We start from the raw sequence: 9,092 nt of genomic DNA on the forward strand, positions 1-9,092 counted from the left end.
CAGCCGGCCTGCGGCCGCAGGCTGTCGATGCGGCGCATGCGCCAGGCCAGCAGGCCGAGCGCGACGAACACGAGATACGCCAGCAGCCGGTGCGCGTAGTGGATGGCGGTGAGCGCCGCGAAATCGAGCGGCACGCCCTCGCCGGTCACGCCGAGGTGGCGCCAGATCTCGAAGCCCTGCGCGAAATTCATCGGCGGCCACCAGCTGTCCTGGCAGATCGGGAACTGGGTGCACGCGAGCACCGCGTAGTTGGTGCTGACCCAGCCGCCGAGCGCGATCTGCAGCACCAGCAGCACCGAGGTCGCGATCAGCCCGTTGCGCAGCGCTGGCGACACCGGCGTGGGCAGACGCTGCGCGGCCACCTGGCGGTAGCGCACGGCCTGGATGCACAGCAGCGCGAGCAGCACCACGGCGCCCAGCAGGTGCAGCGTGACGATGGCGGGAAAGAGCTTCCAGGTGACGGTGAGCGCGCCGAAGGCCCCCTGCAGGCAAACCCAGACCAGCGTGGCCGCGGGCCACCAGGCGCTGAGCGCGGCATGGTCGCCAGCTTGCCGCGCCGAGGACGGCGCAGCCCTCGCCTGCTTGCGCTGCCGCGCGCGCACCACCCAGGTCGCGATCGCGAGCACGGTGATCAGCGCGCCGACGCCGGTGGCGAGGTAGCGGTGGACCATCTCGACCCAGGCCTTGCTGTGCGTCACCGGGCCGGTGGGCTGCGCGGCCTGCGCCATCGCGATCTCGTGGCGCGCGCCGACCGGGCTCGCGTTGCCGTAGCAACCGGGCCAGTCGGGGCAGCCCAGGCCCGAATCGGTGAGGCGCGTGAAGGCGCCGAACAGCGTGAGGTCGAAGGTCAGGAACAGGGTGAGCACGGTCAGCGCATGCAGCCGCCGCGCCGGGCCGGCTCCCGCGTTGCGCCGCCACACCCAGACCAGCGGCCCGAGCGCGATCAGCGCGCCGGCCGCCAGCAGCCAGGCGATCGGCGTGAGGTCGTAGAGCGAGCTGGAGTCCATCTTGATTGAAAGCGTCGTGCGTCTTCGTCGTCGTGCGTCGCGCTCAGCGGCCCGGCTCGTCCCACGAGGCGGAGGCGCGCAGCAGGCGGTCGAGGTCGCGCTTGGCGCGGCCCGCGCCCTTGGCATCCATGCGCGCGGGGAAGCGCATCATGAAGTTGCCCATCGGGTCGACCACGAACAGGTGCTCGGCCAGCGTGTGACCGGCTTCGGGCGTGAACCACCTGGCGAGCTGCTCGGGCGGCAGGCGCAGCACGGTGGCGCCGCGCAGGCCGTTCTCGAGGCGCTCGGGCACGGGCGCGGCATCGCTGACCAGCCAGACGCGGTCGAGCCGGTCCTTCTCGCGGCCCAGCACCTCGCGCAGCTGGCGCTGCAGGTAGAGCTGCTGCTCGCACAGCGCGTCGCAGGCGGCGTTGCCCACGGCCACCAGCAGCCACTGGCCCTTGAGCGTCTGCAGGCTGACCGGCGCGCCCGCACGGTCGGCCGCGGTCAGCGCGGGCATCTCGTGCTGCGGGTCGATCAGCTGGCCGTAGACGCTGCGGCCTTCGGGCCGGATCACGTAGTAGGTGAAGTACGAGGCGATCACGGGCGCCGCGCACATCAGCATCACGGCGATCATCTTCCAGCGCCCGACGACCGTGCGGCGGCCCTCCGCGCCGTCGAGCGCCTGGGTCGGCGACGGCATCGAGTGCACGGTCAGCCCCAGCGGCTCGTCAGCGGACTGCATCGCGGCGTGCGCGGCGCGAGCGCCGGAGGGGGGCAATGAATTGGAACCAGACATAGAGGATCACCACGAGGGCCGACAGGCCGAACCACTGGAATGCATAGCCATAGTGTTTCTCCAGGCCCAGCGCGGGCGCCGGCCAATCGCGCTGCAGGCCCTCGGAAGCAGGCCCGGTCTGCTGCAGCGACACGTCGGTGCGCAGCGGCAGTTGCGTTTCGGCACGGAAGCCTTCGAGGTCGAGATTCTGCCGGATGGGCGAAGACCCCTCGCCAGCCGGTGCCGAGGCCGGCGCGGCGGGCTTGCCGAGCTCGAGCAGGTGGCCCGGCGGCGGCTCGATCAGGCCGGTCACGTCGACGAGGCCGGCCGGCGTCTCGACCGCGCTCAGCTGCGTGCGGTCGTTGAAATTGCGCTGGATCCAGCCGCGCTGCACCATCACCGTCTGGTTGCTGCCCTCGAGCGCGAGCGGCGTCAGCACGTAGAAGCCGGGCACGCCATGCATCTGGCGGTTGTCGAGGTAGACCGACTGCGCCGCGAGCCACAGCCCGCGCAGGTGCACGGGGCGGTGCAGCATCTCGGCCGGCCGCTCGAGCGCGAGGAAGTCGGCCTGCTCGAGCGGCGGCTTGAGCTTCTGGCCGTCGATCTCGGCCTGCAGCGCCTCCTTCTGCGCCGCGCGCGAGAGCTGCCAGCGGCCCAGCGAGATGGTCGAGGAGACGGTGACCAGCGCGGCGATGGTCATCAGCCAGAAGCGGGCCCAGGTCCAGCCGCGGTCGCTGCGCTGGCGGGAGGAGGCGGTGTCCGGCGCGCGGCCGGGAGGCGGGTTCAGGGGGTCGGGAGTCACTGGAACGCGGGTGGCAGGCGGCCGATAATGCGGGTCATGAAATACTTCGTTGCCCTGTTGTTCGTGGGCATCTTCGCGAGCCTGGCTTTCGCGCTCTTCTACATGTTGAAGGACGGTCGCAACGGGCGCGCCAAGAGCGGCGGCATGGCGCGCGCGCTCACCTTTCGGATCGGCCTCTCGGTCCTTTTGTTCCTCTGCATGCTGCTGGCCTGGAAACTGGGCTACATCCAGCCCACCGGGCTCCCTCTCGGCAAGTAGGTGGTGCTCGTTCCACGAGAACCATGAAAAAGGCGCCTGACGGCGCCTTTTTTGTGGAATGCCGCGAGGTGCTTCGCTCAAAGCCAATAGACCAGCATGTAGAGGCCGAGCCACACCACGTCGACGAAGTGCCAGTACCAGGCAGCGCCTTCGAAGCCGAAGTGGCGCTCGGGCGTGAAGTGGCCCTTCTGCAGGCGCAGCGTGATGAACAGCAGCATCAGCATGCCGATGAACACGTGCAGGCCGTGGAAGCCGGTCAGCATGAAGAAGGTCGAACCGTAGGTGCCCGAGCTGAGCTTGAGGTTCAGTTCGGTGTACAGGTGGTAGTACTCGTAGCCCTGCACGCCCAGGAAGATCACGCCGAGCAGCACGGTGAGCCACATGAAGCGGATGGTCTGCGCACGATGGCCGGCACGCAGCGCGTGGTGGGCGATGGTCAGGGTCACGCCCGAGCTCAGCAGCAGCGCGGTGTTGATCGTGGGCAGCCAGAACGGGCCGACGGTCTGGAACGGCTCGACGATGCCGGCCGGCGAACCGGTCACGCCGGCCGCGACGCTGGGCCACACGGCCTTGAAGTCGGGCCACAGCAGGGCGTTGTCCAGGCTGCCGAGGTTCGGCAGCGCATGGGTGCGGGCCCACCACAGCGCGGTGAAGAAGGCGCCGAAGAACATCACCTCGGAGAAGATGAACCAGCTCATGCTCCAGCGGTACGAGAGGTCGATCTTGTGGCCGTACTGGCCGCTCTCGCTCTCGCCGATGGCGGCGCGGAACCACACGAACAGCGTGCCGAGCCAGATCAGCATGCCCAGCAGCAGCGACCACGCACCCCACTGGTGGCCGTTGATCCACTGCCCCGCGCCGAGGATCACGAAGAACAGGCCGATGGCGGACACGACCGGGTAGGCCGAGGGTCCTGGCACGAAGTAGTAAGGCGTGGTGCCGTGGGTGGTTGAACTCATATCAGCTCCTGGCTTTCTTTCTTCTCTCGATTCGATGGGTTCTGGGTAGCGTGGGTTCGTTCGCTCGGGGCTCAGGGCGCGACCACGAAGCGCACCACCAGCACGAGGCCGACGATGAACGCGATCACCATGACGAAGGCGACCGCGATGATGTGCAGCGGGTTCAGCTTGGCCAGGTCGTCCTGGTAGGCGCTCTTCTTGCGGATGCCGAAGAACGACCAGGCCACCGCCTTGAGGGTCGCGAGCAGCGAACCCTTGCGCGGCGTTCCGGGTGTGGGCGGCGAATCGACCATCACGAACGCGGCTCGGCGGCGGTGGTGGGCGCGACGGCGACCGGCGCCGCGGGCGTCTTGCCGCCGACCTCGAAGAAGGTGTACGACAAGGTGATCGTCTTCACGTCCTTCGAGATCTTGGGGTCGATCACGAAGGCGACCGGCCACTGCTTCTTCTCGCCCGCGTCGAGCGTGTACTGGTTGAAGCAGAAGCACTCGAGCTTGTTGAAATAGGGCGCGGCCTGCTGCGGTGCGTAGCTCGGGATGGCCTGCGCGGCCATGCGGCGGTTTTGCACGTTCTGGAACTCGTACATGACCGTGTTGAGCTCGCCCGGGTGCACTTCCATCGTGCGCTCGGCCGGCTTGAAGTCCCAGAGGCCGCCGCGCACGTTGGAGTCGAACTCGACCTTGATGGTGCGGGTCATGTCGACCTGCGTGTTGTCGGGCACGCGCACGTTCTTGCCGCCGCTCGCGCCGCCCGGCACCTCGAGCTCGGAGAGCGCGAGGATGTTGATGCCGGTCATCTCGCAGATGGCGCGGTACAGCGGCACCAGCGCATAGCCGAAGGCGAACATGCCGCAGGCGACCACGGCCAGCTTGCCGACCATCTGGACATTGGCGCGCCGGATGCGTTGACCGAGGCTCATGTGCGTGTGCTCCTGTGCCTTGAGGCTTGCAAAGACCGCGTCAGCGGCCGCTGAACCAGACCATGCGCACGACGAAGCCGACGAAGAAGATCAGCGCGATCGAGGCCAGCGTCAGCCCCATGCGGCGGTTGTTTCTTCTCTGTTCGGGCGTCATCGCGTGGCGGTCTCGATCGTCGGGGATGCGTGGGGCAATGCGGCGCTCAGCCGATCACCTTGGTGGCGGTCGCGTCGAGCTTGGGCGGCGTCTCGAAGGTGTGGAACGGCGCCGGCGACGGCACTTCCCACTCGAGGCCTTCGGCGGCTTCCCACGGCTTCTGCGGCGCCTTCTCGCCCTTGCCGAGCATGGTCGGCAGCACGACGAAGAAGAAGAAGTACACCTGGGCGAGGCCGAAGGCGAAGGCGCCAACCGATGCCACCGCGTTGAAGTCGGCGAACTGCATCGGGTAGTCGGCATAGCGGCGCGGCATGCCCGCCAGGCCCAGGAAGTGCATCGGGAAGAAGGTGACGTTGAACGAGATCAGCGACCACCAGAAGTGGATCTTGCCGCGCGTTTCGTTGTACATCACGCCGGTCCACTTGGGCGCCCAGTAGTAGTAGCCCGCGAACATGGCGTACAGCGAGCCGGCCACCAGCACGTAGTGGAAGTGGGCCACCACGTAGTAGGTGTCCTGCAGCTGGATGTCGATCGGCGCGATCGCGAGGATCAGGCCGGTGAAGCCGCCCATCGTGAACACGAAGATGAAGCCCACAGCGAACAGCATCGGCGTCTCGAAAGTCATCGAGCCCTGCCACATGGTCGCGATCCAGTTGAAGATCTTCACGGCCGTCGGCACCGCGATCAGCATGGTCGCGTACATGAAGAACAGCTGGCCCGTGACCGGCATGCCGGTCGTGAACATGTGGTGCGCCCAGACGATGAACGACAGGATCGCGATCGACGAGGTGGCGTACACCATCGAGGCGTAGCCGAACAGCTTCTTGCGCGCGAAGGCCGGCACGATCTGGCTGATGATGCCGAAGGCCGGCAAGATCATGATGTAGACCTCGGGGTGGCCGAAGAACCAGAAGATGTGCTGGTACATCACCGGGTCGCCGCCGCCGGCGGGGTTGAAGAAGCTGGTGCCGAAGTGGCGGTCGGTCAGCGTCATCGTGATGGCGCCGGCGAGCACCGGCATCACGGCGATCAGCAGGTAGGCGGTGATGAGCCAGGTCCAGCAGAACATCGGCATCTTCATCAGCGTCATGCCGGGGGCGCGCATGTTGAGGATGGTCACGATGATGTTGATCGAACCCATGATCGACGAGGCGCCCATGATGTGCATCGCGAAGATGCCGGCGTCCATCGAGGGGCCCATCTGCAGCGTGAGCGGCGCGTAGAGCGTCCAGCCCGCGGCCGGTGCGCCGCCGGGCATGAAGAACGAACCGACCAGCATCAGCGCCGCCGGAATCAGCAGCCAGAAGCTGAAGTTGTTCATGCGCGCGAACGCCATGTCCGAGGCGCCGATCTGCAGCGGGATCATCCAGTTCGCGAAGCCCACGAAGGCCGGCATGATCGCACCGAACACCATGATCAGGCCGTGCATGGTGGTGAACTGGTTGAACAGCTCGGGGTTCACGAGCTGCAGGCCCGGCTGGAACAGCTCGGCGCGGATCAGCAGCGCGAGCACGCCGCCCACCATCAGCATCGTGAAGCTGAACAGCAGGTAGAGCGTGCCGATGTCCTTGTGGTTGGTCGCGAACACCCAGCGGCGCCAGCCGGTGGGCGCGTGGTGGTCATGGTGGTCGTCGTGCGCGTGGTCGCCGTGGGCGTGACCGTGGGGGTCGAGGACTGCACTCATTTCATCGTTCCTTGAATATCTCGTCGCTGGGCGCTGTTCGCTGTGTTGTTCCGGTCAACCGATCACTTGCCGCGCAGGGCAAGGACTTCGGCCGGCTGCACGATCTGGCCCGTCTTGTTCGACCAGCTGTTCTTGGTGTAGGTGGCGACGGCCGCGAGGTCGGTGTCGCTCAGTTGCTTCCACGACGGCATCGCGCCGTTGTTCTGGCCGTTGAGCAGCACCATCAGCTGCACCTTGTGGTCGGCGTCGAGCACCTTCGGGTCGCCATCGAGCGCCTTGATCGGGCCCGCGCCCTTGCCGTTGGCCTGGTGGCAGGCCGCGCAGTTGGCGGCGTAGACCTTCTCGCCGCGCGCCATCATGTCGGGCAGGGTCCAGACCTTGGTCGGGTCGTCGAGCTTGGCGGCGGCTTCCTTGCGCTTGGCGGCGACCCAGGTCGTGTAGTCGGCGGCCGAGACCACCTTCACGTGGATCGGCATGTAGGCGTGTTCCTTGCCGCACAGTTCCTGGCACTGGCCGTAGTAGTCGCCGACGGTCTCGGCGCGGAACCAGGTGTCGCGCACGAAGCCGGGGATCGCGTCCTGCTTGATGCCGAGCTGCGGCACCGCGAAGGCGTGGATCACGTCGTTGGCGGTGGTGATGATGCGAACCTTCTTCTGCACCGGCACGACCAGCGGGTTGTCGACCTTGAACAGGTAGTCGTCGGGGATCGCGCCCTTGGCGCCGGCGTCCGACATCGCGCGCTGCGAGCTGTCGAGCGTGGAGATGAAGGCCAGGCCCTCGCCTTCGCCGTTCAGGTAGTCGTAGCCCCACTTCCACTGGTAGCCGGTGGTCTTGATCGTGAGGTCGGCGTTGGTGGTGTCCTTCTGGGCCACCAGCACCTTGGTGGCGGGCAGCGCCATCACGATCACGATCAGGAAGGGAACGATGGTCCAGATGACTTCGACCACCACCGATTCATGGAAGTTGGCGGCCTTGTGACCCACCGACTTGCGGTGCTTCCAGATCGAATAGAACATGACCGCGAACACGGCCACGAAGATCACCGTGCAGATGATCATCATCACCGTGTGCAGGAAGTGCTGCTCCTGCGCAATCTTGGTCACACCGACCGGAAGATTCAACTGGCGCACCGAGGGGCCGCCGGGCAGATCGTTGACTGCGTGCGCCGCGCCGCTGAAAGCCGCGCCGGCCGCCAGCATTGCCGGCATGAACTTATTGCGCCAAATGCTCTTCATCGTGTTCACGTTTCTTCAAATTTTCAACAAACCCAACCGTGCAGCACCGCGCGAGCCCCCTCAGGCGCCGCGCAACGCCATCCGAATCTCGCGCGCCAGTGCGGCCCTCAACTCCGGCCGTACATAGCGCCCCACCCTGACCGATCGACCCTGGCCCGACAACTCGATCAACGATCGGTCGCCGGTCTGCGGCTCGATCCGCACCCGGTGCGGGAGAAATTCCGTGCGCTCGTAGCTCCCGCCGTTCTCGAGTTCGACCACGAGCCGGCCCGCCTGCAGCATGATCCTCTCGCCATCGGTCGCATGCCGGGCGTAGGCCATGAACGCGAACCCCACGGCAGCCAGTTCGAGCCAGGCGAACGGCAACACGAGCGGCGCGCCGTGCATCCAGAAGACCGTTCCGATACCGAGCGATACCACGCACAGTGAAGCGTAGAGCCAGCCGAGCTGGCTCGGCGTCACCGAGCAGTTCCGCTTCAGAAACCAGTGGATGTTCTGGCCTGAAACAGTGGCAAATCGAAACACGGAATTCGACACGGGCGAGTTCAGCAAATCGGTAAGTCGGCGCCCGCCAGATCCCTTGTCTTCCACGGGTTCCGACGGACCTCGATCGCGGGCATGTACCCACGAGTTTCACGCAACGGCGGATTGTAGCGGGTAGATACCAGCGGCCGTGTACCGAATGCGGCACGCGCGGGCCGCGCTACAACGGTCTTCAGTGGGCGGATGGGCGTCCGCGCTGCAGCATCTCGCGCATCTCGCGCAGCGAGACCGCGCTCTCGGCCGACAGCGAGACCCGCGGGGTCGGCTTGAAGGCATGGCCGTAGATGATCTCGAAGGTCAGCGCGATCCGACCTTCGCCACCTTCGGCCGGCGCGAGTTCGGGCAGCGCCTTGTGCAGGGCCGCCTGCCAGGCCCGGCCGCGCAGGGCCGGAAAACGCGCCGGATGCAGGTTGCGCCCGAGCGTGCGCAGCTCGGCCAGCGCGGCCTCGGGCGTGGCCCAGGTCAGCACGATGCGCTCCATGTCCATCACCGGCTCGGCGAAGCCGGCATGGACCAGCATGTCGCCCCAGTCGTGCATGTCGGTGAACTCGTGGCTCGCGGCCGGCCAGCCCAGGCGCGCATGCAGCGCGCGCAGTTCGCGCAGGGTGTCGGGGCCGAAGCACGAGAACATCAGGAAGCCGTCGGTGGCGACCTGCCGGTGCCAGTGCGCGATCAGCGCCTCGGGGTCGGCCGCCATGTGCAGCGCCATGTTGGCCCAGAGCAGGTCGACGCCCCCCTCTGGCAGCCCGTCGAAGCGCAGCTTGCCGCCCTGCC

At 67.0% G+C, this 9,092-nt stretch carries 12 protein-coding genes; 1 reads left to right on the forward strand and 11 read right to left on the reverse strand.

The window, feature by feature from the left end; translation table 11 throughout:
• The 3 genes from AC27VN_RS23375 to AC27VN_RS23385 all read right to left on the reverse strand — a co-directional run.
• The coding region (locus AC27VN_RS23375; RefSeq protein ID WP_490878054.1) for a COX15/CtaA family protein at positions 1–1,007 on the reverse strand (1,007 nt) is incomplete at its 3' end.
• Positions 1,008–1,050: 43 nt separating this feature from the next.
• Positions 1,051–1,731 carry a redox-active disulfide-containing membrane protein gene (locus AC27VN_RS23380; RefSeq protein WP_296801223.1) on the reverse strand — a complete coding sequence of 227 codons (681 nt, stop codon included), beginning with the start codon at positions 1,729–1,731 and terminating at the stop codon, positions 1,051–1,053.
• Entirely contained in the window at positions 1,718–2,566 is an 849-nt protein-coding gene (locus AC27VN_RS23385; RefSeq protein ID WP_408908510.1) for an SURF1 family protein, read from the reverse strand. Before AC27VN_RS23385 ends, AC27VN_RS23380 begins: the two co-directional genes overlap by 14 nt.
• A 27-nt stretch (positions 2,567–2,593) precedes the next feature.
• Here AC27VN_RS23385 and AC27VN_RS23390 point away from each other — a divergent pair, with 27 nt between their 5' ends.
• Positions 2,594–2,824 carry a twin transmembrane helix small protein gene (locus tag AC27VN_RS23390; RefSeq protein ID WP_093347422.1) on the forward strand — a complete coding sequence of 77 codons (231 nt, stop codon included), beginning with the start codon at positions 2,594–2,596 and terminating at the stop codon, positions 2,822–2,824.
• A 77-nt stretch (positions 2,825–2,901) separates the two neighbouring features.
• Here the strand turns inward: AC27VN_RS23390 and AC27VN_RS23395 are convergent, their stop codons facing one another.
• The 8 genes from AC27VN_RS23395 to AC27VN_RS23430 form a co-directional block, all read right to left on the reverse strand.
• Positions 2,902–3,783, reverse strand: coding sequence for a cytochrome c oxidase subunit 3 (locus AC27VN_RS23395; RefSeq protein ID WP_093347424.1), 882 nt, complete (start codon positions 3,781–3,783; stop codon positions 2,902–2,904).
• Between the two features lie 71 nt (positions 3,784–3,854).
• Positions 3,855–4,076, reverse strand: coding sequence for a DUF2970 domain-containing protein (locus AC27VN_RS23400; protein WP_296801225.1), 222 nt, complete (start codon positions 4,074–4,076; stop codon positions 3,855–3,857).
• Positions 4,076–4,702, reverse strand: a complete 627-nt coding sequence (locus AC27VN_RS23405; RefSeq protein ID WP_203202768.1) for a cytochrome c oxidase assembly protein — start codon at positions 4,700–4,702, stop codon at positions 4,076–4,078. The genes AC27VN_RS23400 and AC27VN_RS23405 overlap by 1 nt, the downstream gene beginning before the upstream one ends.
• A gap of 40 nt (positions 4,703–4,742) precedes the next feature.
• Positions 4,743–4,856, reverse strand: a complete 114-nt coding sequence (locus AC27VN_RS23410; protein ID WP_218159410.1) for a cytochrome oxidase small assembly protein — start codon at positions 4,854–4,856, stop codon at positions 4,743–4,745.
• Positions 4,857–4,902: 46 nt separating this feature from the next.
• Positions 4,903–6,540, reverse strand: a complete 1,638-nt coding sequence (gene ctaD / locus AC27VN_RS23415; protein ID WP_093347430.1) for a cytochrome c oxidase subunit I — start codon at positions 6,538–6,540, stop codon at positions 4,903–4,905.
• Positions 6,541–6,602: 62 nt separating this feature from the next.
• Positions 6,603–7,775 (reverse strand): cytochrome c oxidase subunit II, encoded by a 1,173-nt coding sequence (coxB, locus tag AC27VN_RS23420; RefSeq protein WP_093347433.1) that lies wholly within the window; start codon positions 7,773–7,775, stop codon positions 6,603–6,605.
• Between the two features lie 60 nt (positions 7,776–7,835).
• The gene (locus tag AC27VN_RS23425) at positions 7,836–8,312 is read right to left on the reverse strand and encodes a DUF2244 domain-containing protein (RefSeq protein ID WP_093348338.1); all 477 of its coding nucleotides are present in this window, start codon (positions 8,310–8,312) and stop codon (positions 7,836–7,838) included.
• Positions 8,313–8,490: 178 nt separating this feature from the next.
• Positions 8,491–9,092 (reverse strand): methyltransferase domain-containing protein (locus tag AC27VN_RS23430; protein ID WP_490878055.1); only part of this gene is annotated, 602 nt, incomplete at its 5' end.

The organism is Variovorax sp. 20P10.2.4 (genome assembly GCF_058244205.1).

Coding starts and splice junctions, on each gene's coding strand:
- AC27VN_RS23390 (WP_093347422.1), top strand. CDS start 2,594: ATGCGGGTCATGAAATACTTCGTTGCCCTGTTGTTCGTGGGCATCTTC.
- AC27VN_RS23395 (WP_093347424.1), bottom strand. CDS start 3,783: ATGAGTTCAACCACCCACGGCACCACGCCTTACTACTTCGTGCCAGGA.
- AC27VN_RS23380 (WP_296801223.1), bottom strand. CDS start 1,731: ATGCAGTCCGCTGACGAGCCGCTGGGGCTGACCGTGCACTCGATGCCG.
- ctaD (WP_093347430.1), bottom strand. CDS start 6,540: ATGAGTGCAGTCCTCGACCCCCACGGTCACGCCCACGGCGACCACGCG.
- AC27VN_RS23410 (WP_218159410.1), bottom strand. CDS start 4,856: ATGACGCCCGAACAGAGAAGAAACAACCGCCGCATGGGGCTGACGCTG.
- AC27VN_RS23405 (WP_203202768.1), bottom strand. CDS start 4,702: ATGAGCCTCGGTCAACGCATCCGGCGCGCCAATGTCCAGATGGTCGGC.
- AC27VN_RS23400 (WP_296801225.1), bottom strand. CDS start 4,076: ATGGTCGATTCGCCGCCCACACCCGGAACGCCGCGCAAGGGTTCGCTG.
- coxB (WP_093347433.1), bottom strand. CDS start 7,775: ATGAAGAGCATTTGGCGCAATAAGTTCATGCCGGCAATGCTGGCGGCC.